This is a genomic window from Enterobacter sp. SENG-6 (assembly GCF_001605945.1).
GTDB lineage: Bacteria > Pseudomonadota > Gammaproteobacteria > Enterobacterales > Enterobacteriaceae > Enterobacter > Enterobacter cloacae.
Window position 1 is genome coordinate 108,443 of the sequence record NZ_LOMM01000011.1, and the last position, 24,367, is coordinate 132,809.

The 24,367-nt window shown below is 54.0% G+C and carries 25 protein-coding genes, 1 pseudogene and 1 other annotated feature; of the genes and pseudogenes, 19 read left to right on the forward strand and 7 right to left on the reverse strand.

Annotation, left to right across the window (positions count from 1 at the left end; genetic code table 11):
• Positions 1-27 precede the first annotated feature (27 nt).
• Positions 28-357, forward strand: coding sequence for a trp operon repressor (gene trpR / locus AX755_RS06885; protein ID WP_013095502.1), 330 nt, complete (start codon positions 28-30; stop codon positions 355-357).
• Positions 358-384: 27 nt separating this feature from the next.
• Here the strand turns inward: trpR and yjjX are convergent, their stop codons facing one another.
• Positions 385-900 (reverse strand): inosine/xanthosine triphosphatase, encoded by a 516-nt coding sequence (gene yjjX / locus AX755_RS06890; RefSeq protein ID WP_029882672.1) that lies wholly within the window; start codon positions 898-900, stop codon positions 385-387.
• 49 nt (positions 901-949) lie between these two features.
• Here yjjX and gpmB point away from each other — a divergent pair, with 49 nt between their 5' ends.
• Positions 950-1,597 carry a 2,3-diphosphoglycerate-dependent phosphoglycerate mutase GpmB gene (gene gpmB, locus AX755_RS06895; protein ID WP_013095504.1) on the forward strand — a complete coding sequence of 216 codons (648 nt, stop codon included), beginning with the start codon at positions 950-952 and terminating at the stop codon, positions 1,595-1,597.
• Here the strand turns inward: gpmB and robA are convergent.
• Positions 1,594-2,463, reverse strand: a complete 870-nt coding sequence (robA, locus tag AX755_RS06900; protein ID WP_013095505.1) for an MDR efflux pump AcrAB transcriptional activator RobA — start codon at positions 2,461-2,463, stop codon at positions 1,594-1,596. The two genes, gpmB and robA, sit on opposite strands and share 4 nt — an antisense overlap.
• A gap of 211 nt (positions 2,464-2,674) precedes the next feature.
• Between robA and creA the strand changes: the two genes are divergently transcribed.
• The gene (gene creA, locus AX755_RS06905; RefSeq protein ID WP_062856520.1) at positions 2,675-3,148 is read left to right on the forward strand and encodes a protein CreA; all 474 of its coding nucleotides are present in this window, start codon (positions 2,675-2,677) and stop codon (positions 3,146-3,148) included.
• 45 nt (positions 3,149-3,193) lie between these two features.
• Here the strand turns inward: creA and arcA are convergent, their stop codons facing one another.
• A complete protein-coding gene (arcA, locus tag AX755_RS06910) occupies positions 3,194-3,910 on the reverse strand; it encodes a two-component system response regulator ArcA (protein WP_003856501.1) in 717 nt (238 codons plus the stop codon).
• A gap of 95 nt (positions 3,911-4,005) precedes the next feature.
• Here arcA and yjjY point away from each other — a divergent pair, with 95 nt between their 5' ends.
• The 7 genes from yjjY to AX755_RS06935 all read left to right on the forward strand — a co-directional run bounded on the left by yjjY (position 4,006) and on the right by AX755_RS06935 (position 10,814).
• Entirely contained in the window at positions 4,006-4,146 is a 141-nt protein-coding gene (gene yjjY / locus AX755_RS25310) for a protein YjjY (protein WP_001541509.1), read from the forward strand.
• Positions 4,147-4,545: 399 nt separating this feature from the next.
• Entirely contained in the window at positions 4,546-5,232 is a 687-nt protein-coding gene (locus AX755_RS06915; protein ID WP_062856521.1) for a tRNA/rRNA methyltransferase, read from the forward strand.
• 211 nt (positions 5,233-5,443) lie between these two features.
• The gene (gene thrL / locus AX755_RS24365; RefSeq protein ID WP_015572623.1) at positions 5,444-5,512 is read left to right on the forward strand and encodes a thr operon leader peptide; all 69 of its coding nucleotides are present in this window, start codon (positions 5,444-5,446) and stop codon (positions 5,510-5,512) included.
• Positions 5,451-5,568: a sequence feature (Thr leader region), on the forward strand. (Overlaps the previous gene by 62 nt.)
• Positions 5,569-5,592: 24 nt before the next feature.
• Positions 5,593-8,055, forward strand: coding sequence for a bifunctional aspartate kinase/homoserine dehydrogenase I (gene thrA, locus AX755_RS06920; protein ID WP_013095509.1), 2,463 nt, complete (start codon positions 5,593-5,595; stop codon positions 8,053-8,055).
• 1 nt (position 8,056) lies between these two features.
• Positions 8,057-8,986 carry a homoserine kinase gene (gene thrB, locus AX755_RS06925; protein WP_062856522.1) on the forward strand — a complete coding sequence of 310 codons (930 nt, stop codon included), beginning with the start codon at positions 8,057-8,059 and terminating at the stop codon, positions 8,984-8,986.
• 3 nt (positions 8,987-8,989) lie between these two features.
• Complete coding sequence (gene thrC / locus AX755_RS06930) at positions 8,990-10,276, forward strand: threonine synthase (RefSeq protein ID WP_062856523.1); 1,287 nt, start codon at positions 8,990-8,992, stop codon at positions 10,274-10,276.
• Positions 10,277-10,520: 244 nt separating this feature from the next.
• Positions 10,521-10,814 (forward strand): DUF2502 domain-containing protein, encoded by a 294-nt coding sequence (locus AX755_RS06935; protein ID WP_013095512.1) that lies wholly within the window; start codon positions 10,521-10,523, stop codon positions 10,812-10,814.
• Between the two features lie 32 nt (positions 10,815-10,846).
• Here AX755_RS06935 and yaaA read toward each other — a convergent pair whose 3' ends face one another.
• Together yaaA and AX755_RS06945 are read right to left on the reverse strand one after the other, a co-directional pair.
• Entirely contained in the window at positions 10,847-11,620 is a 774-nt protein-coding gene (gene yaaA, locus AX755_RS06940) for a peroxide stress protein YaaA (RefSeq protein WP_020688463.1), read from the reverse strand.
• A 66-nt stretch (positions 11,621-11,686) separates the two neighbouring features.
• On the reverse strand, positions 11,687-13,117 hold the full coding sequence (locus AX755_RS06945) for an alanine/glycine:cation symporter family protein (RefSeq protein WP_062856524.1): 1,431 nt from the start codon (positions 13,115-13,117) through the stop codon (positions 11,687-11,689).
• Between the two features lie 262 nt (positions 13,118-13,379).
• On the opposite strand from AX755_RS06945, the gene tal reads away from it, so the two are divergent.
• The 3 genes from tal to AX755_RS06960 all read left to right on the forward strand — a co-directional run bounded on the left by tal (position 13,380) and on the right by AX755_RS06960 (position 16,476).
• Positions 13,380-14,333: a transaldolase gene (tal, locus tag AX755_RS06950; RefSeq protein ID WP_013095515.1), complete on the forward strand. Its 954-nt coding sequence runs from the start codon at positions 13,380-13,382 to the stop codon at positions 14,331-14,333.
• Between the two features lie 110 nt (positions 14,334-14,443).
• Positions 14,444-15,031, forward strand: a complete 588-nt coding sequence (gene mog, locus AX755_RS06955; protein ID WP_020688466.1) for a molybdopterin adenylyltransferase — start codon at positions 14,444-14,446, stop codon at positions 15,029-15,031.
• Positions 15,032-15,153: 122 nt separating this feature from the next.
• Entirely contained in the window at positions 15,154-16,476 is a 1,323-nt protein-coding gene (locus tag AX755_RS06960) for an MFS transporter (RefSeq protein WP_020688467.1), read from the forward strand.
• Here AX755_RS06960 and satP read toward each other — a convergent pair.
• Positions 16,453-17,019 carry an acetate uptake transporter gene (gene satP, locus AX755_RS06965; protein WP_062856525.1) on the reverse strand — a complete coding sequence of 189 codons (567 nt, stop codon included), beginning with the start codon at positions 17,017-17,019 and terminating at the stop codon, positions 16,453-16,455. The genes AX755_RS06960 and satP overlap by 24 nt on opposite strands.
• Positions 17,020-17,316: 297 nt before the next feature.
• On the opposite strand from satP, the gene dnaK reads away from it, so the two are divergent.
• From dnaK to nhaR, 4 genes are all read left to right on the forward strand, one after another.
• Positions 17,317-19,230, forward strand: a complete 1,914-nt coding sequence (gene dnaK, locus AX755_RS06980) for a molecular chaperone DnaK (protein WP_013095521.1) — start codon at positions 17,317-17,319, stop codon at positions 19,228-19,230.
• 87 nt (positions 19,231-19,317) lie between these two features.
• On the forward strand, positions 19,318-20,463 hold the full coding sequence (gene dnaJ / locus AX755_RS06985) for a molecular chaperone DnaJ (RefSeq protein ID WP_014830600.1): 1,146 nt from the start codon (positions 19,318-19,320) through the stop codon (positions 20,461-20,463).
• Between the two features lie 172 nt (positions 20,464-20,635).
• Entirely contained in the window at positions 20,636-21,811 is a 1,176-nt protein-coding gene (gene nhaA, locus AX755_RS06990) for a Na+/H+ antiporter NhaA (RefSeq protein ID WP_038981162.1), read from the forward strand.
• A gap of 56 nt (positions 21,812-21,867) precedes the next feature.
• Complete coding sequence (gene nhaR / locus AX755_RS06995) at positions 21,868-22,767, forward strand: transcriptional activator NhaR (RefSeq protein WP_020688469.1); 900 nt, start codon at positions 21,868-21,870, stop codon at positions 22,765-22,767.
• A gap of 57 nt (positions 22,768-22,824) precedes the next feature.
• Here nhaR and rpsT read toward each other — a convergent pair whose 3' ends face one another.
• Complete coding sequence (gene rpsT / locus AX755_RS07000) at positions 22,825-23,088, reverse strand: 30S ribosomal protein S20 (protein WP_003856458.1); 264 nt, start codon at positions 23,086-23,088, stop codon at positions 22,825-22,827.
• 101 nt (positions 23,089-23,189) lie between these two features.
• Between rpsT and AX755_RS25735 the strand changes: the two are divergent.
• Both AX755_RS25735 and ribF read left to right on the forward strand, forming a co-directional pair.
• Positions 23,190-23,408: pseudogene (locus tag AX755_RS25735) on the forward strand (DUF2575 domain-containing protein).
• Between the two features lie 7 nt (positions 23,409-23,415).
• On the forward strand, positions 23,416-24,342 hold the full coding sequence (ribF, locus tag AX755_RS07005; protein WP_020688470.1) for a bifunctional riboflavin kinase/FAD synthetase: 927 nt from the start codon (positions 23,416-23,418) through the stop codon (positions 24,340-24,342).
• Positions 24,343-24,367: the final 25 nt, after the last annotated feature.

Sequence of the window (24,367 nt, forward strand, 5' to 3'; positions counted from 1 at the left end):
GTTAATGAGTACAACAGGCGGCATAACATGACCCAGCATTCCCCGTATTCCTCGGCACTGGCCGAACAACGTCATCAGGAGTGGCTTCGTTTTGTGGAGTTGCTCCGCCAGTCTTACGACCAGGATCTGCATTTACCCCTGCTGCAACTGATGCTGACGCCGGACGAGCGTGAGGCGTTGGGCACGCGCGTGCGGATCATCGAAGAGTTACTGCGCGGTGAGATGAGCCAGCGTGAGCTCAAAAACGAGCTGGGCGCGGGGATCGCGACGATCACCCGCGGTTCAAACAGCCTGAAGTCTGCGCCGGTTGAGCTGCGTCAGTGGCTGGAAGCGGTATTGCTGAAAAACGCCGGATGACGGCTGCGCCTTATCCGGCCTACACGTTCAACGATAAATGGCGTTATGGAACGGGCTTAACGCCAGGATCACCGCCTGATGGTAAACGCTTGAGCGCGTAAGCGCGCCAGCAGTAAAGACGCCAATCGCTCCTTCTTTACGGCCTATTTCATCAATGCCGGTGTATTGCGACATCACTGGCCCGAGCGCTTCGCCTGCGCGCACTTTTTCCAGAATGATGTCCGGCAGCGGCAGGGTGGCCGAGCGTGCTTCACCGCGCTGTTCACGGCTTTCGATAACCACCCAGCTAAACGTCGCGCCCTCGTCAATTCCCGCTTCAATGGCGACCCAGAAGTCGGCATCGGGTGCGGCCGCTTTCGCATTTAACACGCGATTTCGTGCGCCAGCGCGCGTTTCTTCGCTGCCAAACGGCTGTTCAGGAACGCCACTCTCGACGCCGACGGCATCAATATGGCAGGATCCTTCGCCGAAAATCTCTTCAAATGCCCTTAGAATTGCCTGAATTTTGGCAGGATTGGTGGTAGCAGAGACAACATGGTGCATAATTAAGCTCGATTCAAAAAAACTCATCGCAGTATAACGGAAAAAAAGCATGTTACAGGTATACCTTGTTCGCCACGGTGAAACGCAGTGGAACGCCGAGCGACGTATTCAAGGCCAGTCCGACAGTCCTCTCACTGAAAAGGGTGTGCAGCAAGCGTGGCAGGTGGCAGAACGTGCCAGAACGCTGGGCATTACCCATGTCATCACCAGCGATTTAGGTCGCACGCAGCAGACGGCGCGCATAATTGCTGATGCCTGTGGTTGTGATGTGCTGCTTGAACCGCGCCTGCGCGAGCTGGATATGGGGGTGCTCGAAAAACGCCATATCGATACGCTGACGGAAACGGAAGAGGGCTGGCGCCGCACGCTGGTTAACGGTACCGAAGATGGCCGTATCCCTGAGGGCGAATCCATGCAGGAGCTGAGCGTGCGTATGCATGCTGCGCTGGCGGAATGCCTGAAGCTGCCAGCCGGAAGCCGTCCACTGCTGGTGAGTCACGGGATTGCGCTGGGATGTCTGGTCAGCACCATTCTGGGGTTACCGGCCTATGCGGAGCGCCGTTTGCGTCTGCGCAACTGCTCTATTTCCCGTATTGATTATCAGGAAAGCGCGTGGCTGGCGTCGGGATGGGTCGTTGAGATGGCAGGGGACATTTCGCATCTTGATGCCCCTGCACTGGATGAACTGCAGCGTTAACGACGGATCGGGATTAAGAATTCCATCCGCAGATTAATGGGGCCTTCTTCCGGTTTCGCATCGCTTGCCGGGTAGTAGCGCTCAATATCCTGACCTTTACGGCGATTCAGGTTCAGCATAGGCATGCATGTTCCGTAAACGGTCAGGATGAATTCCTGCACGCCCGTTCCCAGCCCTTCGTAGGAGAACATCACATACTCTCCGCCTTCCAGCACGACCGGTTTAGAGCCCTGAATATAGCCATTGGCCATTTCCGGCGTTAACGCGGTGGTGTAGAACACCTCCTGCTCGTCGTCTTTTTCCTGGCTTGGATGCGTTTCGTTGAGACCATACAGGATAGGCGGGATCGCCGGGGCATGGCTCAGGAAGTCGCGCCAGAACTGAACGCGCATTTGATGGCGGAACTCAGAAATCTGCTCCAGAGAACAGGTGTAGCTCTGTGTCGTACCGATCAAATGGGTTTCCGGCAGGGTAATGATTTCGTACTTCGGCATGGCGAACTCGCCCAGACGCAGCGGCGGGCGCATACCGTATGAGCTCCAGTCAGGTGAACGGCGATAGAGTGCTGGCGTCAACGAGAACTGTTTTTTAAAGGCTCGGGTGAACGTTTGTTGCGAGTCGAAACGATACTGCAGGGCAATATCAAGAATGGGCCGCGCGGTCAGGCGTAAGGCCACCGCAGATTTAGATAAACGACGTGCGCGAATATAGGCACCGATAGCATGACCGGTGACATCCTTGAACATCCTTTGCAGATGCCACTTGGAATAGCCTGCTTTAGCCGCCACATTATCCAGTGACAAAGGCTGGTCAAGATGACCTTCCAGCCAGGTTAGCAGGTCGCGAATAATTCCAGCCTGATCCATATACTATCCTCATCCTTAAAACAGCAGGTGCCTGATAACAGGTTAGCGGATAATAGCATTTTTTGATGTTTTAGCATTCAGTGTTTTTTTTGCTCATTAATGCTTTTTGTCCTGCGTTTTGGGTGAATATATTCTAATCCTGTGATCTTGCTACATTTTTGTCTAACGTGTTGAATAATCGCTCAACGTAATATTAAGAAATGGTAACAATATGAAATATAAGACATTGTTCTTAACAGCCTTACTGCTGATAGCGGGCCGCGCGGCGCAGGCGGAACAGATTGGTTCTGTCGATACCGTGTTTAAAATGTTTGGGCCGGACCACAAAATTGTGGTGGAGGCGTTTGACGATCCGGATGTAAAAAACGTCACCTGCTACGTTAGCCGGGCAAAAACCGGGGGGATAAAAGGCGGTCTGGGGCTGGCCGAGGATACATCCGATGCGGCCATCTCCTGCCAGCAGGTCGGGCCGGTTGAACTGAGCAAGAAAATCAAAAACGGCAAAGCGCAGGGGGATGTGGTGTTCCAGAAACGGACGTCGCTGGTCTTCAAAAAGCTGCAGGTGGTGCGTTTTTACGATACTAAACGTAACACCCTGGCCTACCTTGCCTACTCCGACAAAGTAGTGGAAGGTTCACCGAAAAACGCGATTAGCGCGGTGCCGATTATGCCGTGGCGGGAATAAAAAAACGGCGCTTTCGCGCCGTTTTTTATGGTGTTGACTGCAGGATTACTCCTGCAGGTCACCGCAGAAACGATAGCCTTCGCCGTGGATCGTGGCGATGATTTCCGGCGTATCTGGCGTAGATTCGAAATGTTTACGAATACGACGGATGGTCACGTCTACAGTACGGTCGTGTGGCTTCAGCTCACGGCCGGTCATTTTCTTCAGCAGTTCTGCACGGGACTGAATTTTGCCCGGGTTTTCACAGAAGTGCAGCATCGCGCGGAATTCACTGCGCGGCAGTTTATACTGCTCACCGTTCGGGCTGATCAGTGAACGGCTATTGATATCGAGTTCCCAGCCGTTGAATTTGTAGCTGTCTACGCTACGACGCTCTTCGCTGACGGTGCCCAGGTTCATGGTGCGGGACAGCAGGTTGCGTGCACGAATGGTTAACTCGCGTGGGTTAAACGGTTTGGTGATGTAGTCATCCGCACCGATTTCCAGGCCAAGGATCTTATCAACTTCGTTATCACGGCCTGTCAGGAACATTAATGCGACGTTCGCCTGTTCACGCAGTTCGCGCGCCAGCAGAAGGCCGTTTTTACCTGGCAGATTGATATCCATAATGACCAGGTTGATATCATTTTCAGAAAGGATCTGATGCATCTCTGCGCCATCGGTCGCTTCAAAGACATCGTAGCCTTCTGCTTCGAAAATGCTCTTCAACGTGTTGCGTGTTACCAACTCGTCTTCAACGATAAGAATGTGCGGGGTCTGCATGTTTGCTACCTAAATTGCCAACTAAATCGAAACAGGAAGTACAAAAGTCCCTGACCTGCCTGATGCATGTCGCAAATTAACATGACCGGGCTAACGTGACTAAAGTACGTAATTGCGTTCTTGATGCACTTTCCATCAACGTCAACAACATCATTAGCTTGGTCGTGGGTACTTTCCCTTTGGACCCGACAGTGTCAAAAACGGCTGTCATCCTAACCATTTTAACAGCAACATAACAGGCTAAGTGACACCTGACACCCAATAAAACTACGCTTCGTTGACATATATCAAGTTCAATTGTAGCACGTTAACAGTTTGATGAAATCATCATAGCTAAATGCTAGCCTTTGTCACAATTTTTCAATAAACCAACTAGTTGCGGATCTTGATTGATAAACGTTACGAATCCAACTTAAATCGCGTATTCACCCTGTCATTATCATTATAAAACATAAGGATAATCAGGTTCTGTTAACATTCTAAATGATTGTTCAGCTACAAAATAGTTTAGCGCTTTTAATTTGTTATGAAACGCTATTTCGGTGATTTGTGTTGCAAAATTGTAAATTCGCGCCGCGTAATATGTTGACGCGCATCACATTAATCCCCGCTAACTGATTAAAAAGAGAGCATAAATGCATCTGTCGATTGTACTGGTCGCGCCAGCCAGAGCTGAAAATATAGGCGCTGCGGCGCGTGCCATGAAGACCATGGGGTTCACCGATTTGCGTATTGTGGACAGCGCTGCTCACCTGGAGCCCGCGGCGCGTTGGGTGGCGCACGGGTCGGGCGATATTCTTGATAATATAACCACTTACGACACGCTCGCCGACGCGCTGCACGATATTTCGTTTACCGTTGCGACCACGGCGCGCAGTCGGGCGAAGTTCCACTATTACGCCACGCCAGCGGAACTGGTACCGATGCTGAGCGAGAAAAGCCAGTGGCTGGAAAAAGCGGCGCTGGTGTTTGGGCGGGAAGATTCAGGATTAACAAACGACGAACTGGCGCTCGCGGATGTGCTGACCGGGGCTCCAATGGTCGCGGATTACCCGTCCCTGAATTTAGGCCAGGCGGTGATGGTCTATTGCTATCAATTAGCGTCCTTAATACAAATTCCCCAACCGCCAGCGGTGGGTACCGACGAAAACCAGCTGGCCGCGCTGCGTACGCGCGTTGACCACCTGCTGATGCAACTTGGCGTGGCGGATGACCAAAAAATGGCTGACTGGTTGCAGCAGCGTCTTGGGCGTCTGGAGCAGCGCGATACGGCAATGCTGCACCGTTTGCTGCACGATATCGAAAAAAAATTAGCCGAGTAAAATGCTGCCATAAGTTTTTACTATGGCGTAAGCGTCTGACGTTAAGGGTTGCCTCTGGCGGAATCGGATGAAAATAAATCTGCACGCAGCGGGACGTAAGAATGCGCTGAATTGTGATCAAATTAAAAATTCATTGACTTAAGGTGCCCGATCCTTTAACCCTAAAAGAATACAGCACAGACAGATAATAATGACAGAGTACACAACATCCATGAAACGCATCAGCATCACCACCATTACCACAACCATCATCATTACTACAGGTAACGATGCGGGCTGACGCGTACAGGAAAAACAGAAAAAAGCCCGCACCTGAACAGTGCGGGCTTTTTTTTCGGCTAAAGGAAACGAGGTAGAACCATGCGAGTGTTGAAGTTCGGCGGTACATCAGTGGCAAATGCAGAACGCTTTCTGCGTGTTGCCGATATCCTGGAGAGCAACGCCAGGCAGGGACAGGTCGCGACCGTTCTCTCTGCGCCGGCAAAAATCACTAACCACCTGGTGGCGATGATTGAAAAGACCATTGGCGGTCAGGATGCACTTCCGAACATTAGCGATGCCGAGCGTATCTTCGCCGAGCTGCTTCAGGGGCTGGCGGAGGCACAGCCAGGTTTCCCGCTCGTACAGCTGAAAGCCTTCGTAGAACAAGAATTTGCCCAGATTAAACATGTGCTGCACGGTATCAGCCTGCTGGGTCAGTGCCCGGACAGCATCAACGCGGCGTTAATTTGCCGCGGTGAGAAACTCTCTATCGCCATCATGGCGGGCCTGCTGGAAGCGCGCGGGCATCACGTCACGGTGATTGATCCGGTTGAAAAACTGCTGGCGGTGGGCCACTACCTCGAATCCACCGTTGATATTGCTGAATCAACCCGCCGCATCGCTGCGAGCAAAATTCCTTCTGACCATATGATCCTGATGGCGGGCTTCACCGCCGGCAATGAAAAGGGTGAACTGGTGGTGCTGGGCCGTAACGGCTCTGATTACTCTGCTGCTGTGCTGGCCGCCTGTTTACGCGCGGACTGTTGCGAGATCTGGACTGACGTTGACGGCGTATACACCTGCGACCCGCGCCAGGTACCGGACGCCAGGCTGCTGAAGTCGATGTCTTACCAGGAGGCGATGGAGCTTTCCTACTTCGGCGCGAAAGTGCTTCACCCTCGTACCATCTCCCCCATTGCCCAGTTCCAGATCCCTTGCCTGATTAAAAATACCGGTAACCCGCAAGCGCCTGGCACGCTGATTGGCGCCAGCACCGACGAAGATGGCCTGCCGGTGAAAGGTATCTCTAACCTCAACAACATGGCAATGTTCAGCGTCTCCGGGCCTGGTATGAAAGGGATGGTTGGCATGGCGGCGCGCGTGTTTGCCGCAATGTCACGCAATGGGATCTCTGTGGTGCTGATCACCCAGTCCTCATCGGAATACAGCATCAGCTTCTGCGTGCCGCAGGGTGACTGTCTGCGCGCCCGTCGTGCGCTGGAAGAAGAGTTCTATCTGGAGCTGAAAGAAGAGCTGCTGGAGCCATTATCCATTCAGGAACGTCTTGCGGTTATCTCCGTGGTTGGCGACGGTATGCGCACGCTGCGCGGTATCTCCGCCAAGTTCTTTGCCGCGCTGGCGCGCGCCAATATTAATATCGTGGCGATTGCCCAGGGCTCATCCGAGCGTTCTATTTCGGTGGTGGTTGATAACGATGACGCGACTACCGGCGTACGCGTGGTTCATCAGATGCTGTTCAACACCGATCAGGTGATTGAGCTGTTCCTGATTGGCGTGGGCGGTGTTGGCGGTGCGCTGCTGGAGCAGGTGAAACGTCAGCAGGAGTGGCTGAAGAAGAAGCATATCGATCTGCGCGTCTGCGGGATCGCCAACTCAAAAGCGCTGTTGACCAACGTTCACGGGCTGAACCTGGAAAACTGGCAGGCCGAGTTGAACGAGGCAAAAGAGCCGTTCAACCTGGGGCGTCTGATCCGTCTGGTGAAAGAGTATCACCTGCTGAACCCGGTGATTGTCGATTGTACGTCGAACCAGGCGGTTGCCGATCAGTATGCGGACTTCCTGCGCGAAGGCTTCCATGTGGTCACGCCGAACAAAAAGGCCAACACCTCGTCGATGGATTACTATCACCAGCTGCGTCTGGCGGCGAGCAAATCGCGCCGCAAGTTCCTGTACGATACCAACGTAGGGGCGGGGCTGCCGGTTATCGAAAACCTGCAGAACCTGCTGAACGCGGGCGACGAACTGCAACGTTTCTCCGGTATTCTCTCCGGTTCGCTGTCCTTTATTTTCGGTAAGCTGGATGAAGGGATGAGCCTCTCAGAAGCAACCCGCGCCGCGCGTGAACTGGGCTACACCGAGCCGGATCCGCGTGACGATCTCTCCGGTATGGACGTGGCGCGCAAACTGCTTATTCTGGCGCGCGAAACGGGCCGTGAGCTGGAGCTTTCCGATATCGTGATAGAACCCGTGCTGCCGGCTGAATTTGACAGCAGCGGTGACGTCAGCGCCTTTATGGATAATTTACCGCAGCTGGATGACGCTTTTGCCGCACGCGTGGCGAAAGCCCGTGATGAAGGTAAGGTATTGCGCTATGTTGGCAACATTGAAGAAGATGGCGTGTGCCGGGTGAAGATTGCCGAAGTCGATGGCAACGATCCGCTGTACAAAGTCAAAAACGGCGAAAACGCCCTGGCGTTTTACAGCCACTATTATCAGCCATTGCCGCTGGTGCTTCGCGGCTATGGCGCAGGGAACGATGTTACGGCGGCGGGTGTGTTTGCCGATCTGCTGCGTACCCTGTCATGGAAGTTAGGAGTTTAACATGGTCAAAGTTTATGCCCCGGCTTCCAGCGCCAATATGAGCGTCGGGTTTGATGTGCTGGGTGCGGCGGTGACGCCGGTGGACGGTTCACTATTGGGCGATACGGTTACAGTGGAAGCGGCAGAAAGTTTCAGCCTGAATAACGTGGGACGTTTTGCCAGCAAGCTGCCGTCCGAACCGCGCGAGAATATCGTCTATCAGTGCTGGGAGCGTTTCTGTCAGGAGATCGGGAAAAGCGTGCCGGTAGCCATGACGCTGGAAAAAAGTATGCCGATTGGCTCTGGCCTGGGATCAAGTGCCTGCTCTGTTGTGGCCGCGCTGGTGGCGATGAATGAGCATTGCGGCAAACCCCTGAACAATAGCCGTCTGCTGGGGTTAATGGGTGAGCTGGAAGGCCGCATCTCTGGCAGCATCCACTACGATAACGTCGCGCCGTGTTTCCTCGGCGGTATGCAGTTGATGATCGAAGAAAATGGCATCATCAGCCAGCAGGTGCCAGGGTTTGATGAGTGGCTGTGGGTACTGGCCTACCCGGGTATCAAAGTGTCTACTGCGGAAGCGCGTGCGATCCTGCCTGCGCAGTATCGTCGTCAGGACTGCATCGCCCACGGACGTCACCTGGCAGGCTTTATTCACGCCTGTTATACCCGTCAGCCACAGCTGGCGGCGAAATTGATGAAAGATGTGATTGCCGAACCGTATCGTACGAAGTTGCTGCCTGGCTTTAATGAGGCGCGACAGGCATCGCTTGATATTGGCGCGCAGGCGTGCGGCATTTCCGGCTCCGGCCCGACGCTGTTCGCCCTGTGCGATAAGCCAGACACCGCGCAGCGCGTGGCGGACTGGCTCTCTAAACACTACCTGCAAAATCAGGAAGGCTTTGTTCATATTTGCCGTCTGGACACGGCTGGCGCACGAGTACTGGGATAACGAATGAAACTCTACAATCTGAAAGATCATAACGAGCAGGTCAGCTTCGCGCAGGCGGTGACTCAGGGACTGGGCAAAAATCAGGGGCTGTTCTTCCCTCACGATCTCCCTGAATTCCCGCTGACCGACATTGATGAGCTGCTGAAGCAGGACTTTGTCACGCGCAGCACAAAAATTTTGTCTGCGTTTATCGGCGACGAAATCCCGCAGGAGTTGCTGGAAGAGCGCGTACGTGCGGCGTTCGCCTTCCCGGCACCGGTTCAGCAGGTTGAGCCGGATGTGGGCTGTCTGGAGCTGTTCCACGGCCCAACCCTGGCGTTTAAAGACTTCGGCGGCCGCTTTATGGCGCAGATGCTTACCCACATCAGCGGCGACAAGCCGGTCACCATTCTGACCGCCACCTCCGGGGATACCGGTGCCGCCGTGGCGCATGCTTTTTACGGTCTGAAGAACGTCCGCGTGGTGATCCTCTATCCGAAAGGCAAGATCAGCCCGCTCCAGGAAAAACTGTTCTGCACCCTCGGCGGCAACATTGAAACCGTGGCGGTAGATGGCGACTTCGATGCCTGTCAGGCGCTGGTGAAACAGGCCTTCGACGATGAAGAGCTGAAAGCCGCGCTGGGGCTCAACTCTGCTAACTCCATTAACATCAGCCGTCTGCTGGCGCAGATTTGCTACTACTTCGAAGCGGTTGCCCAACTGCCGCAAGAGGCGCGTAATCAGCTGGTGGTTTCGGTACCGAGCGGAAACTTTGGCGACCTGACCGCGGGCCTGCTGGCGAAATCCCTCGGGCTGCCGGTGAAACGCTTTATCGCGGCGACCAACGCCAACGACACCGTGCCACGCTTCCTGAAAGACGGTAAATGGGCGCCGAACGCGACCCAGGCGACGCTCTCTAACGCGATGGACGTGTCACAGCCAAACAACTGGCCGCGCGTGGAAGAGCTGTTCCGCCGTAAAGTGTGGCGTCTGGGCGATCTGGGCTATGCGGCGGTCACCGATGAAACCACCAAAAGCACTATGCGTGAGCTGAAAGCGGTGGGGTATACCTCTGAACCGCATGCGGCGATTGCTTACCGTGCGCTCCGCGACCAGCTGAATCCTGGCGAGTATGGCCTGTTCCTGGGGACGGCGCATCCGGCAAAATTCAAAGAGAGCGTGGAAGAGATTCTGGGTGAAACGCTGCCGCTGCCGAAAGAGCTGGCGGATCGCGCTGACCTGCCGCTGCTCTCTCATGAGCTGCCGGCGGATTTTGCCGCGCTGCGTAAGCTGATGATGACTCAAGCGTGATTTTTTTGCCCGGTGGCGCTGCGCTTACCGGGCCTGCAACGAACTCAATCGTAGGCCGGGTAAGCGAAGCACCACCCGGCTTTTTTGTGAAGAAATTAAGGAGAAAAATAGCAGGGAAAAAGCAGAAATTCCCAATAAATGCGGTCACTTAGCGTTTAGGATTGCAGAGAATAACATCCCCGGTTCCCCTCACGTAATCTCCTTACATCGGCCCACGTTGGGTAAGAATCATAAGGAGTCACCGATGTCTAAACTGAAACCTGCGCTGATTGCGCTTTCACTGATGCTGGTCGCTCCCATGGCGGTACAGGCATCCGAAATCACCCTGGTTCCGGCGGTCAAACTGCAGATTGGCGATCGGGATAATAACGGCCATTACTGGGACGGCGGCCGCTGGCGCGACCATGACTGGTGGAAGGCGCATTATGAGTGGCGCGATAACCACTGGCGTCCACATGATGAGCATCGCGATCGTGACGATCGTCATGACCACCGCCACGACGATCACCGACCAGGCCCGGACTGGAAGCATCACTAATACAAACCCCGCCAGCAGGCGGGGTTGTTTTTTTACTGTTCGTGACGCTTAAATACCAGTTCCCCTTTCCCTGACGATTCCTCGTCAAAGAAATAGCCCTCGCTGTTGAATCCGGTGAGCTGCTCTGGCTTCGTCAGGCGGTTTTGAATGATGTAGCGGCTCATCAGGCCACGCGCTTTTTTGGCATAGAAGCTGATGACCTTGAACTTGCCGTTTTTCTCATCAAGGAAGACCGGTTTAATAATTTCCGCATCGAGCTTTTTCGGCTTCACCGATTTGAAGTATTCATCGGAGGCGAGGTTAATCACCACGTTATCCCCCTGCGCGTGCAGGGCTGCGTTCAGCTTATCGGTGATAATGTCGCCCCAGAAATGGTACAGATCTTTGCCTTTGGCGTTTTCCAGGCGGATGCCCATCTCCAGACGATAGGGCTGCATCAGATCCAGCGGGCGCAGCACGCCGTACAGGCCTGAAAGCATACGCAGATGCTGCTGGGCAAAATCGAAATCGGCTTCGCTGAACTCTTCTGCCTGCAGGCCGGTATAGACATCGCCCTTGAAGGCCAGAAGCGCCTGGCGAGCATTCGCAGGAGTAAAGTCAGGATGCCACTCATGGAAGCGGGTCGCGTTGAGATCGGCGAGCTTATCACTGATGCTCATCAGAGAGGCGATTTGCGGCGCGGAGAGCTTACGCGCCTCGTGAATCAGCTGTTGCGAGTAGTCCAGCAGTTCAGGCTGGGTATAACGCTCGGTCGCGAGCGGGCTCTGGTAGTCGAGCGTTTTTGCAGGTGAAATCAGAATCAGCATATCCAGTCCTTGCAGGAAATTTAAGGCGACTTTAGCAAAAAATCGCCCTGAATTGATCGATAGCTGTTATTGCCGCGGCAAATCATCCCACGTGCCGGGCGCAATCTGCGACTTGATTTCGGGATAGCGCGAGGCGTCAAACACAGGCGGAACCCCCAGCTTGCGCTGGCGAAGGTAGTCCCGGGCGATGAGGGTGACTACGGGCGAGAGCAGCAAAATCGCCGTCAGGTTGGTGATCGCCATCAGCGCCATAATCACGTCCGCCAGTTGCCAGACCACCGGCATGCTAAGCAGAGAACCCACGATGACCATCAGCAACATGCCCAGGCGCAACAGGTTGAGCATGGGGCGAGAGTTGAGCTTCAGGAAAATGAGGTTGTTCTCGGCGTAAAGGTAATTGACGACCATTGAGCTGAAGGCGAACAACAGCAGAATGAGCGAAACAAATCCCGCTCCCCAGCCACCGGTAAGGTTCACCAGCGCCTGCTGAAGAAGCTGTATCCCGCCGGCTTCCGTTGAGTGAGAGATTGGGCCTGCCAGCAGCAAGATCATGGCGCTGGAGGAGCAGATAATAATCGTGTCCGTGAAGACCCCAATCATCTGCACAATGCCTTGCGCGGCCGGGTGAGGGGGCCAGGAAGCGGCCGCCGCCGCGGCATTGGGGGTAGACCCCATTCCGGCTTCGTTAGAGAACATACCGCGTTGAAAACCCGCCATCAGCGCCTGGCTAAAGGTATAGCCCAGCGCACCCGAAGCCGCTTCACGCCAGCCAAAGGCGCTGCTGAAAATGGTCGCAATCACATCCGGCACCTGGTCGATATGCAACGCAGCGACCAGCAGGCTGGCCGCAACCCAGAGCAAGGCCATAATGGGAACCAGCCACTGCATCAGGCGGGCTGTACCCTTAAGACCGGTAGAGATGGTCAGCAGTATGCAGAGGGCTAACCCCGCGCCGGTGAGCCATTCCGGACAGGCGAAGGCATAGCGCAGGGCATGGGCGACAGAATTTGCCTGGACGGTGTTGAAAATCAGGCCATAGGCGACGAGCAAGAAAACTGAGAACAGCACGCCCATCCAGCGCATCCCTAAGCCGCGCGCCATGTACCAGGCAGGGCCACCGCGAAACTGGCCATGATGATCTTTTTCTTTATAGAGCTGGGCGAGAGAGCATTCGGCAAAGGACGTTGCCATGCCGATAATTGCCGTCACCCACATCCAGAAAACCGCCCCCGGCCCACCGGCGCTGATAGCCAGCGCGACCCCCGCCAGGTTACCGCTGCCAAGCCTTGCCGCAAGGCTGGTGCACAGCGCCTGGAACGAGGTTAATCCACCGGGTTGTGGCGTGACGCTGTTTTTCAGACTTCTGCCAAATTTGCGGATATAACGAAACTGGATAAAACCGCTGCGTAACGTAAACCATATACCTGCTGCCAGAAGCAGGTATATCATTATCGAACCCCAGAGCACTTCGTTAATAAAGAAAAAGAAATCAGGCATTAACGTCCCTCATGTTGATGCCAGGGTAAGGATGTAAGCGCTACCACATATTGGGCGTACTGTTACGTAGCTGCCTCTTAATATTCCGAGTTTATCATACATTGGCTAAGCGCACTGTCTGCGGTTGCGCTACCCCTCTGTCGTGTTATCATCAGGGCAGACCGGTTACATCCCCCTAACAAGTAAACCTGTCATTTTTCCGCTGCAGGCATGCTGTCGGTAGCGTGAATTATCCAGGGCACGTTAAAAGAGAAACACTATCATGACGGATAAATTGACCTCCCTTCGTCAGTTCACCACTGTCGTAGCTGACACCGGAGATATCGCGGCAATGAAGCTGTACCAGCCGCAGGATGCCACAACTAACCCTTCTCTGATCCTTAACGCCGCGCAGATCCCTGAGTATCGCAAACTGATTGACGACGCTGTGACCTGGGCGAAAGCACAGAGCAACGACCGCGCGCAGCAGGTTGTGGATGCCACTGATAAACTGGCAGTGAACATCGGTCTGGAGATCCTTAAACTGGTTCCTGGCCGCATCTCTACCGAAGTGGATGCGCGTCTCTCCTACGACACCGAAGCGTCTATCGCGAAAGCCAAACGTCTGATCAAAATGTATAACGATGCGGGTATCAGCAATGACCGTATCCTGATCAAACTGGCTTCTACCTGGCAGGGTATCCGCGCTGCTGAACAGCTGGAAAAAGACGGTATCAACTGTAACCTGACGCTGCTGTTCTCCTTCGCGCAGGCGCGTGCATGTGCGGAAGCGGGCGTATACCTGATTTCTCCGTTCGTGGGTCGTATTCTGGACTGGTACAAAGCCAATACCGACAAGAAAGAGTACGCCGCGTCTGAAGATCCAGGCGTGATTTCCGTGACTGAAATCTACGAATACTACAAACAGCACGGTTATGAGACCGTTGTTATGGGCGCAAGCTTCCGTAACGTCGGCGAAATCATCGAACTGGCTGGCTGTGACCGCCTGACCATCGCACCAGCGCTGCTGAAAGAGCTGGCTGAGAGCGAAGGTACCATCGAGCGTAAACTGTCTTACACCGGTGAAGTGAAAGCGCGTCCAGAGCGTATCACTGAATCCGAGTTCCTGTGGCAGCACAACCAGGATCCAATGGCGGTAGACAAACTGGCTGACGGTATCCGTAAGTTTGCTATTGACCAGGAAAAACTGGAAAAAATGATCGGCGATCTGCTGTAATCATTCTGCGTGACCGGGCTCCCGGTCACGCGACTTCTTTCGTACTCTGTCTGAAATTCCCCTCTGCGTGTATCATTCCCTTTAATCAGTACTTTTTGAATGGAATGGATATGAATACCTTACGCATCGGCTTAGTGTCGATTTCTGACCGCGCCTCAAGCGGTGTCTATCAGGACAAAGGCATCCCTGCTCTTGAAGAGTGGCTGGGTAGCGCGCTGACCACCCCGTTTGAAATCCAGACCCGCCTGATCCCGGACGAACAGCCGATCATCGAGCAGACGTTGTGTGAGCTGGTGGATGAGATGAGCTGCCACCTGGTGCTGACCACCGGCGGAACCGGTCCTGCACGTCGTGATGTGACACCAGATGCTACGCTTGCTATAGCTGACCGTGAAATGCCGGGCTTCGGTGAACAGATGCGCCAGATTAGCCTGCACTTTGTTCCAACGGCGATCCTCTCCCGTCAGGTGGGGGTGATTCGCAAGCAGGCGCTGATCCTGAATCTGCCGGGCCAGCCTAAGTCGATCAAAGAGACGCTGGAAGGGTTAAAAGCGGATGACGGCAGCGTGATCGTCCATGGGATCTTTGCAAGTGTACCGTATTGTATACAGCTGCTGGACGGGCCTTATGTCGAAACCGATGACAACGTGGTAGCAGCATTTCGTCCTAAAAGCGCACGCCGCGAAACAATCTCCTGAAAATAATCATTATGTGACATTAGCTGAAGCTGCTGTGGTGTGCTAAAAGTTTTACGGTATAGTAATTTTTTCTTTACGATAGCTGTAATAATAATTCCACAACACACGCTAAATGGTTCGCTATGTCACATAACACCCGACCTCTGAATCGACAGGACTACAAAACTCTTACGCTCGCAGCCCTGGGCGGCGCGCTGGAGTTTTACGATTTCATCATCTTTGTTTTCTTTGCCGCTGTGGTGGGGGAGTTGTTCTTCCCGGCGGATATCCCGGAATGGCTGCGTCAGGTGCAAACCTTCGGTATTTTTGCTGCCGGGTATCTGGCGCGTCCTCTTGGTGGGATTGTGATGGCGCACTTTGGCGATCTTGTCGGGCGCAAAAAGATGTTTACCCTCAGTATCCTGCTGATGGCCGTGCCGACGTTGGCCATTGGTCTGCTGCCAACCTACGCCTCGATGGGCATTCTCGCCCCGTTATTGTTGCTGCTGATGCGTATTCTTCAGGGGGCGGCCATCGGCGGTGAAGTGCCGGGGGCGTGGGTGTTTGTCGCGGAGCATGTTCCGGCGCGCCGCATTGGTATCGCCTGCGGAACCTTAACCGCGGGGCTAACGGTGGGGATTTTGCTCGGTTCCGTGGTCGCGACAATTGTGAATACCAGCATGACGCAACAGGCCGTACACGACTGGGGCTGGCGTCTGCCGTTCCTGCTGGGCGGGGCGTTTGGCCTGGTGGCGATGTACCTGCGCCGTTGGCTCCAGGAGACACCGATTTTCCTCGAAATGCAGCAGCGCAAAGCGCTGGCACAAGAGTTGCCCGTTAAAGCCGTCGTGGTGCGTCATAAAAAAGCGGTGGTGGTGTCAATGCTGCTTACCTGGTTGCTCTCGGCAGGCATTGTGGTGGTGATTTTGATGTCGCCGGTCTGGCTGCAAAAGCAGTACGGCTTTGCCCCGGCGGTGACCTTACAGGCGAACAGTATCGCCACGGTTATGCTCTGCTTCGGCTGCCTGGCCGCCGGGCTGGCTGCGGATCGTTTCGGTGCCAGCGTAACCTTTATCGTTGGCAGCCTGTTACTGGCGGGCTCAAGCTGGGCGTTTTACCATCTGGCCGGGAGTCATCCTGAACAGCTGTTCCTTTTATACGGCGTGGTAGGGCTGTGCGTTGGCGTGGTGGGGGCGGTGCCTTATGTGATGGTTCGGGCCTTCCCGCCAGAAGTCCGCTTCACCGGGATCTCATTCTCATACAATGTTTCATATGCCATCTTCGGTGGACTGACGCCGATTGCGGTTACGGTATTGATGGGCGTGTCACCGCTGGCACCTGCCTGGTATGTGCTGGCGTTGTCGCTGATGGGGCTGGTGTTGGGGATTTGGCTTCGCCAGATGGGAGAATGTCGTGCCCGCGAGGCGGACACGACAGAGGGATCAGTGTTTTTCACCAATCGGTAAAATGGTGCGGTCAAACTGCTCGTTCAGCACTTCACCCATTGCCAGGTAGATAGCGCTTGCGCCGCAAACCAGACCAATCCAGCCTGCAACGTGAACGATGTCTTCGTTGTCCACCAGATGACCAATCGCCAGCAGGGCGAACAGCACGGTCAGGCTCAGGAAGACAAACTGCAGTGCGCGGTTACCCTTGAGGGTGCCAAAGAACATGAACAGGGTGAAGACACCCCACAGGCCCAGGTAAACGCCCAGGAAATGGGCGTTTGCCGCCTCTGCCAGGCCCATTTTAGGCATCAGCAGAATGGCGACCAGGGTCAGCCAGAAGGAACCGTAAGAGGTAAAGGCGGTTAAGCCGAAGGTATTGCCTTTCTTATATTCCAGCAGGCCCGCGAAGATTTGCGCGATACCGCCGTAAAAAATGCCCATCGCCAGGATAATGCCATCCATCGGGAACATCCCGATGTTGTGCAGGTTCAGCAGAATGGTGGTCATGCCAAAACCCATCAGGCCCAGCGGAGCCGGATTAGCCAACTTAGTGTTGCCCATAAGTCCTCAAAAAAATCATCATTAATATGGTGAAATGGTTAAACCCGCGACAGTACTCCCTGAAGGGGCGCGGCATCATAATGGGCGCAAACGATGCCGTCTATGATCTCGTCAGGGTGAAATTAAAATTTTTTTTATCCTTCCCCCCTTGATGGATGACGTTGCGACCCCATCTTGTAAGCAACCGCAGTGTGTGGACCTGAAAAAAATCAAATCTGGGCAGTTGAAAAAGCACGTTCTGCCCTTATTACAGGTACACAACCACATGTTGACTGAATTTTTAGTGGAGACGTTTAGATGGGTAAAATTATTGGTATCGACCTGGGTACTACCAACTCTTGTGTAGCGATTATGGATGGCACTACTGCACGTGTGCTGGAGAACGCCGAGGGCGATCGCACCACGCCTTCTATCATTGCCTATACCCAGGATGGTGAAACTCTGGTTGGTCAGCCGGCTAAACGTCAGGCAGTGACGAACCCGCAAAACACCCTGTTTGCGATTAAACGCCTGATTGGCCGCCGCTTCCAGGACGAAGAAGTTCAGCGTGACGTTTCTATCATGCCTTACAAAATCATCGCAGCAGATAACGGCGATGCATGGCTTGATGTGAAAGGCACCAAAACAGCACCACCTCAGATCTCTGCAGAAGTGCTGAAAAAAATGAAGAAAACCGCAGAAGATTACCTGGGTGAGCCGGTAACTGAAGCTGTTATCACCGTTCCTGCGTACTTCAACGATGCTCAGCGTCAGGCAACCAAAGATGCTGGCCGTATCGCAGGTCTGGAAGTAAAACGTATCATCAACGAACCAACCGCTGCTGCTCTGGCTTATGGTCTGGATAAAGAAGTTGGCAACCGTACTATCGCGGTTTACGACCTGGGTGGTGGTACCTTCGATATCTCTATTATCGAAATCGACGAAGTAGACGGCGAAAAAACCTTCGAAGTTCTGGCAACCAACGGTGATACGCACCTGGGTGGTGAAGACTTCGATACTCGTCTGATCAACTATCTCGTTGACGAATTTAAGAAAGATCAGGGCATTGACCTGCGTAACGACCCGCTGGCTATGCAGCGCCTGAAAGAAGCCGCTGAGAAAGCGAAGATCGAACTCTCTTCCGCTCAGCAGACCGACGTGAACCTGCCGTACATTACTGCAGACGCGACCGGTCCTAAGCACATGAACATCAAAGTGACCCGTGCGAAACTGGAAAGCCTGGTAGAAGACCTGGTGAACCGTTCTATCGAGCCACTGAAAGTTGCACTGCAGGATGCTGGCCTGTCCGTGTCTGATATCAACGACGTTATCCTCGTTGGTGGCCAGACCCGTATGCCAATGGTTCAGAAGAAAGTGGCTGAATTCTTTGGTAAAGAACCACGTAAAGACGTTAACCCGGATGAAGCAGTGGCAATTGGTGCTGCGGTTCAGGGCGGCGTGTTGACCGGTGATGTTAAAGACGTTCTGCTGCTGGACGTTACCCCGCTGTCTCTGGGTATCGAGACCATGGGTGGCGTAATGACGGCACTGATCAGCAAAAACACCACCATCCCAACCAAGCACAGCCAGGTGTTCTCTACCGCTGAAGATAACCAGTCTGCGGTAACCATCCATGTGCTGCAGGGTGAGCGTAAGCGTGCCTCTGATAACAAATCTCTGGGTCAGTTCAACCTGGATGGTATTAACCCGGCACCACGCGGCATGCCGCAGATCGAAGTGACCTTCGATATCGATGCTGACGGTATTCTGCACGTTTCCGCGAAAGACAAAAACAGCGGTAAAGAGCAGAAGATCACCATTAAGGCCTCTTCCGGTCTGAACGAGGAAGAGATCCAGAAAATGGTTCGTGAAGCGGAAGCCAACGCGGAATCTGACCGTAAGTTCGAAGAACTGGTTCAGACCCGTAACCAGGGTGACCATCTGCTGCACAGCACTCGTAAGCAGGTTGAAGAAGCAGGCGATAAACTGCCAGCGGAAGACAAAACTGCTATCGAAGCTGCACTGAGCGCGCTGGAAACGTCTCTGAAAGGCGAAGACAAAGCGGATATCGAAGCGAAGATGCAGGAGCTGGCACAGGCTTCTCAGAAGCTGATGGAAATCGCTCAGCAGCAGCATGCCCAGCAGCAGGCAGGCGCTGACGCTTCAGCGAACAACGCGAAAGACGACGACGTTGTCGACGCTGAGTTCGAAGAAGTTAAAGACAAAAAATAATCGCCCTGATGCAGGGTAATTAATCGGCACGGGCGTAGGAGAACTCTCCACGCCCGTGCTCGCATGTTAAGGGGCTTAAAAAAACCAATGGCAAAGCAAGACTATTACGAGATTTTAGGCGTTCCGAAAACTGCGGAAGAGCGTGAAATCAAAAAGGCGTATAAGCGCCTGGCCATGAAATTCCACCCGGATCGCAACCAGGGTGACAAAGAGGCTGAAGCTAAATTTAAAGAGATCAAAGAAGCCTACGAAGTCCTGACCGATGCACAAAAACGTGCGGCCTATGACCAGTACGGTCACGCAGCCTTTGAACAGGGCGGCATGGGTGGCGGTGGATTCGGTGGCGGCGGCTTTGGCGGCGGCGCTGATTTCAGCGATATCTTTGGCGACGTTTTCGGCGATATCTTCGGTGGTGGCCGCGGTCGTCAACGCGCAGCGCGTGGTGCGGATCTGCGCTACAACATGGAGCTGACGCTGGAAGAGGCCGTTCGCGGTGTCACCAAAGAGATCCGTATCCCGACGCTGGAAGAGTGTGACGTTTGCCATGGCAGCGGTGCGAAAGCGGGTACGCAGCCACAAACCTGTCCAACCTGTCACGGTTCCGGTCAGGTGCAGATGCGTCAGGGCTTCTTCGCCGTCCAGCAGGCGTGTCCGCACTGTCATGGTCGTGGGACGCTGATTAAAGATCCATGCACCAAATGCCACGGCCACGGTCGCGTTGAGAAAACCAAAACCCTGTCCGTTAAAATCCCGGCTGGCGTAGATACGGGTGACCGCATCCGTCTGGCAGGTGAAGGCGAAGCAGGTGAGCACGGCGCACCAGCAGGCGATCTGTACGTTCAGGTCCAGGTGAAACAGCACGCTATCTTTGAGCGTGAAGGCAACAACCTCTACTGTGAAGTCCCGATCAACTTTGCTATGGCAGCGCTCGGTGGCGAAATTGAAGTGCCTACACTGGATGGGCGCGTGAACCTGAAAATCCCAGGCGAAACGCAGACCGGTAAGCTGTTCCGCATGCGCGGTAAAGGCGTGAAATCCGTTCGCGGTGGTGCGCAGGGCGACCTGCTGTGCCGCGTGGTGGTTGAAACCCCGGTTGGCCTGAACGACAAGCAGAAACAGCTGTTAAAAGAGCTGCAGGAAAGCTTTGGCGGCCCGACGGGTGAGAAAAACAGCCCACGCTCCAAAAGCTTCTTCGATGGCGTCAAAAAATTCTTCGATGATTTGACCCGCTAAATCGTTAGCTGGTAACTATCCTTTAAAAACCCGGAAGCGATTCCGGGTTTTTTATTTCTTGTTAAAAGCTCGGTTAAACTGAGTATATATTCAATATTAATCTGTTTTTACCGATTTGTTTGCGCTGATATTATGGTTTTATCGAGGTATTGTTGTAAAAGAGAGAATTAACGTGAAATTACTACACCGTTTCTTTAGCAGTGAAGCATCCGGCGGCGTGATCCTGATTATTGCTGCTGCGGCCGCGATGCTGCTCGCCAATATGGGCATGACGCGCGATCTCTATCACGCATTTCTGGAAACGCCCGTCGAACTTAAAGTTGGCGCGCTGGAAATCAACAAGAACATGCTGCTGTGGATCAACGATGCGCTGATGGCGGTGTTCTTCCTGCTGGTGGGGCTTGAGGTGAAACGTGAACTGGTGATGGGCTCGTTGGCCAGCCGCCAGCGCGCAGCGTTTCCGGTGATCGCCGCCATTGGCGGGATGGTCGTTCCGGCGCTGCTCTTCCTCGCGTTTGCCTGGCAGGATCCTGTCGCGCGTGACGGGTGGGCGATCCCGGCGGCAACGGATATCGCGTTTGCGCTTGGCGTTTTAGCGTTGCTCGGGAGCCGGGTTCCGGTTGCACTGAAAATCTTCCTGATGGCGCTCGCGATCATCGATGACCTGGGGGCTATCGTCATTATCGCACTGTTCTACACCAGCGATCTGTCGATTCTGTCGCTGAGCGTGGCAGCAGGGGCGATTGCCGTTCTGGCGCTGTTGAACATTTTCAATGTCCGTCGCATTGGAATTTACATCCTTGTGGGGATGGTGTTGTGGACGGCGGTGCTGAAATCGGGTGTCCATGCCACGCTGGCCGGGGTGATCGTCGGCTTCTTTGTGCCGCTTAAGCCGCAGGAGGGTAAATCACCGGCCAAACAACTGGAGCATGTGCTGCACCCGTGGGTCGCCTTTATGATCCTGCCGCTGTTTGCGTTTGCCAACGCGGGCGTTTCCCTGGGAGGGGTTACGCTGGAGGGGCTCACTTCCGTGCTGCCGCTGGGTATTATTGCCGGGCTGTTTATTGGTAAACCGCTGGGGATCAGCCTGTTCTGCTGGCTGGCGCTGAAGTTTAAGCTGGCATCGTTGCCGAACGGCACAACATTTGGTCAGATTATGGCGGTCGGCGTGCTGTGCGGTATCGGATTTACCATGTCGATCTTTATCTCGACGCTGGCGTTTGGTGCAAACGCGCCTGAGCTGATTATCTGGGCAAAACTCGCCATTCTTATCGGTTCATTACTGGCCGCAGTTATTGGTTATACCTTATTGAAGGTGAAATTGTCCGGGCAGGCCGTCCAGGCATAACGGAAAACCGGGAGGAGGTTATTCTTCTCCCGATACACTCAGGGAGAGAAGACGCGATGTCTCATTTGAATTACAACCATCTTTATTACTTCTGGCATGTTTACAAACAAGGCTCGGTGGTAGGGGCGGCAGAAGCTCTTTTTCTGACGCCACAAACTATCACCGGGCAAATCAAGGCTCTGGAAGAACGCCTGCAAGGCAAGCTGTTCAAGCGTAAAGGACGTGGCATAGAGCCAAGCGAGTTGGGTGAACTGGTTTTTCGCTATGCGGACAAGATGTTTACCCTGAGCCAGGAGATGCTGGATATCGTCAACTACCGCAAAGAGTCTAATTTGCTGTTTGACGTGGGCGTGGCGGATGCCCTCTCGAAACGGCTGGTGAGCGGCGTGCTGGATGCTGCGGTGGTTGAAGACGAGCAGATCCATTTGCGCTGTTTTGAATCCACACACGAAATGCTGCTGGAGCAGTTGAGCCAGCATAAGCTGGATATGATTATCTCGGATTGCCCCATCGACTCCACGCAGCAGGAGGGGCTGTTCTCGGTCAAGATCGGTGAATGCGGGGTAAGCTTCTGGTGCATCAACCCGCCTCCGGAAAAACCGTTCCCTGCCTGTCTGGAAGAACGCCGCTTGCTGGTGCCGGGAAGGCGCTCCATGCTGGGGCGTAAGCTGCAGAACTGGTTTAACTCTCAGGGGCTGAACGTGGAGATCCTCGGTGAGTTCGATGATGCAGCGCTAATGAAAGCGTTTGGTGAGGCGCACAACGCAATCTTTGTTGCGCCGACGCTGTACATGCACGATCTCTATTCAGATAACAAGATTACCGAGATTGGCAGAGTCGATAACGTCATGGAGGAGTATCACGCCATCTTTGCCGAAAGGATGATTCAACACCCGGCGGTGCAGCGTATCTGTAACCGCGACTACTCGGCGCTGTTTACCCCGCCAGCAAACTGAAGGTATAAAAAAACCCGCGTTAAGCGGGTTCTTTAAACAAGCAACAACAAGCGGCGATTAAGCCAGTTTGTTGATCTGCGCGGTCAGGTTTGCTTTATGACGCGCTGCTTTGTTTTTGTGGATCAGACCTTTAGCAGCCTGACGATCCACGATTGGTTGCATTTCGTTAAATGCGTTCTGCGCTGCAGCTTTGTCGCCAGCTTCGATTGCTGCGTATACTTTCTTGATGAAAGTACGCATCATAGAGCGACGGCTTGCGTTGTGCTTACGAGCCTTTTCAGACTGAACGGCACGTTTCTTAGCTGATTTGATATTAGCCAAGTCCAACTCCCAAATATGATCTATGTGGACAATTCAAAGGCCGAGGAATATGCCCTCTTTGCCTTCTTTTGTCAATGGATTTGTGCAAATAAGCGCCGTTAATTAGCGACGCTACGTTACGTAGTGATGGCGCAGGATTCTACCAGCTTGTCTTTCGTGAATACAGCTTTTCGGCATAAAAATCGCAGTTCCCGGACAGATTTTTTTGCTGTGAAAGGTCAGCATGATGAAATCATTACGGCTTTCTGTTTTGTGCAGACAATCGTCGGTTAACCTTAATCGCTGTACAAGGTATACTTTGGCGATTTTCACTGTTTTGAGCCAGACATGAAGCTGATACGCGGCATACATAATCTCAGCAAAGCCCCCCACGGGTGCGTGCTGACCATTGGTAATTTCGACGGCGTGCATCGTGGGCATCAGGCGCTGTTGCAGGGATTGCGTAAAGAAGGGGAGGCACGTGGCCTGCCCGTGGTAGTGATGATTTTCGAGCCGCAGCCGCTGGAACTGTTCGCGGGCGATAAATCGCCTGCCCGACTTACTCGCCTGCGCGAGAAGTTGCGCTATCTGGCACAGTCCGGTGTGGACTACGTATTGTGTGTCCGTTTTGATCGTCGTTTTGCCGCGCTGACAGCACAAAATTTCGTCAGCGACCTGTTGGTCAAGCGCCTTGGCGTGCAGTTTCTCGCCGTGGGTGATGATTTCCGCTTTGGCGCTGGTCGTCAGGGCGATTTCTTGCTATTACAGAAGGCTGGCCTGGAATATGGTTTTGACGTCACCAGCGCGATGACCTTTTGCGAAGGTGGCGTGCGCGTCAGCAGTACGGCGGTTCGTCAGGCACTGGCCAATGATGAACTGGAGACCGCAGAGAATTTGCTGGGGCATCCGTTTACCATTTCTGGTCGTGTGGTTCATGGCGATGCGCTGGGCCGTACGATAGGTTTCCCGACGGCGAATATACCGCTGCGTCGTCAGGTCTCCCCGGTTAAAGGGGTATATGCGGTGGAAGTGGCTGGACTGGGCGAGAAGCCTTTTTACGGTGTCGCCAATATTGGCACACGTCCTACGGTCGCCGGTGTGCGGCAGCAGCTGGAAGTGCATCTGCTGGACGTTGTAATGGACCTCTACGGTCGCCATATAGATGTCATACTGCGTAAAAAAATACGCAATGAGCAGCGATTTGCCTCGCTGGATGAACTAAAAGCGCAAATCGCGCGAGATGAATTAACGGCCCGCGAGTTTTTTGGGCTTTGAACCCGGCTTAAATGCCTACGTGATA

What these genes read in the sequence shown, in the direction of transcription:
- tal (WP_013095515.1), top strand. Translation starts at nt 13,380, where the DNA reads ATGACGGATAAATTGACCTCCCTTCGTCAGTTCACCACTGTCGTAGCT.
- arcA (WP_003856501.1), bottom strand. Translation starts at nt 3,910, where the DNA reads ATGCAGACCCCGCACATTCTTATCGTTGAAGACGAGTTGGTAACACGC.
- nhaR (WP_020688469.1), top strand. Translation starts at nt 21,868, where the DNA reads ATGTCTCATTTGAATTACAACCATCTTTATTACTTCTGGCATGTTTAC.
- dnaJ (WP_014830600.1), top strand. Translation starts at nt 19,318, where the DNA reads ATGGCAAAGCAAGACTATTACGAGATTTTAGGCGTTCCGAAAACTGCG.
- thrA (WP_013095509.1), top strand. Translation starts at nt 5,593, where the DNA reads ATGCGAGTGTTGAAGTTCGGCGGTACATCAGTGGCAAATGCAGAACGC.
- gpmB (WP_013095504.1), top strand. Translation starts at nt 950, where the DNA reads ATGTTACAGGTATACCTTGTTCGCCACGGTGAAACGCAGTGGAACGCC.
- yaaA (WP_020688463.1), bottom strand. Translation starts at nt 11,620, where the DNA reads ATGCTGATTCTGATTTCACCTGCAAAAACGCTCGACTACCAGAGCCCG.
- ribF (WP_020688470.1), top strand. Translation starts at nt 23,416, where the DNA reads ATGAAGCTGATACGCGGCATACATAATCTCAGCAAAGCCCCCCACGGG.
- dnaK (WP_013095521.1), top strand. Translation starts at nt 17,317, where the DNA reads ATGGGTAAAATTATTGGTATCGACCTGGGTACTACCAACTCTTGTGTA.
- AX755_RS06960 (WP_020688467.1), top strand. Translation starts at nt 15,154, where the DNA reads ATGTCACATAACACCCGACCTCTGAATCGACAGGACTACAAAACTCTT.
- satP (WP_062856525.1), bottom strand. Translation starts at nt 17,019, where the DNA reads ATGGGCAACACTAAGTTGGCTAATCCGGCTCCGCTGGGCCTGATGGGT.
- robA (WP_013095505.1), bottom strand. Translation starts at nt 2,463, where the DNA reads ATGGATCAGGCTGGAATTATTCGCGACCTGCTAACCTGGCTGGAAGGT.
- trpR (WP_013095502.1), top strand. Translation starts at nt 28, where the DNA reads ATGACCCAGCATTCCCCGTATTCCTCGGCACTGGCCGAACAACGTCAT.
- AX755_RS06945 (WP_062856524.1), bottom strand. Translation starts at nt 13,117, where the DNA reads ATGCCTGATTTCTTTTTCTTTATTAACGAAGTGCTCTGGGGTTCGATA.
- AX755_RS06915 (WP_062856521.1), top strand. Translation starts at nt 4,546, where the DNA reads ATGCATCTGTCGATTGTACTGGTCGCGCCAGCCAGAGCTGAAAATATA.
- yjjX (WP_029882672.1), bottom strand. Translation starts at nt 900, where the DNA reads ATGCACCATGTTGTCTCTGCTACCACCAATCCTGCCAAAATTCAGGCA.
- mog (WP_020688466.1), top strand. Translation starts at nt 14,444, where the DNA reads ATGAATACCTTACGCATCGGCTTAGTGTCGATTTCTGACCGCGCCTCA.
- AX755_RS06935 (WP_013095512.1), top strand. Translation starts at nt 10,521, where the DNA reads ATGTCTAAACTGAAACCTGCGCTGATTGCGCTTTCACTGATGCTGGTC.
- thrB (WP_062856522.1), top strand. Translation starts at nt 8,057, where the DNA reads ATGGTCAAAGTTTATGCCCCGGCTTCCAGCGCCAATATGAGCGTCGGG.
- creA (WP_062856520.1), top strand. Translation starts at nt 2,675, where the DNA reads ATGAAATATAAGACATTGTTCTTAACAGCCTTACTGCTGATAGCGGGC.
- thrC (WP_062856523.1), top strand. Translation starts at nt 8,990, where the DNA reads ATGAAACTCTACAATCTGAAAGATCATAACGAGCAGGTCAGCTTCGCG.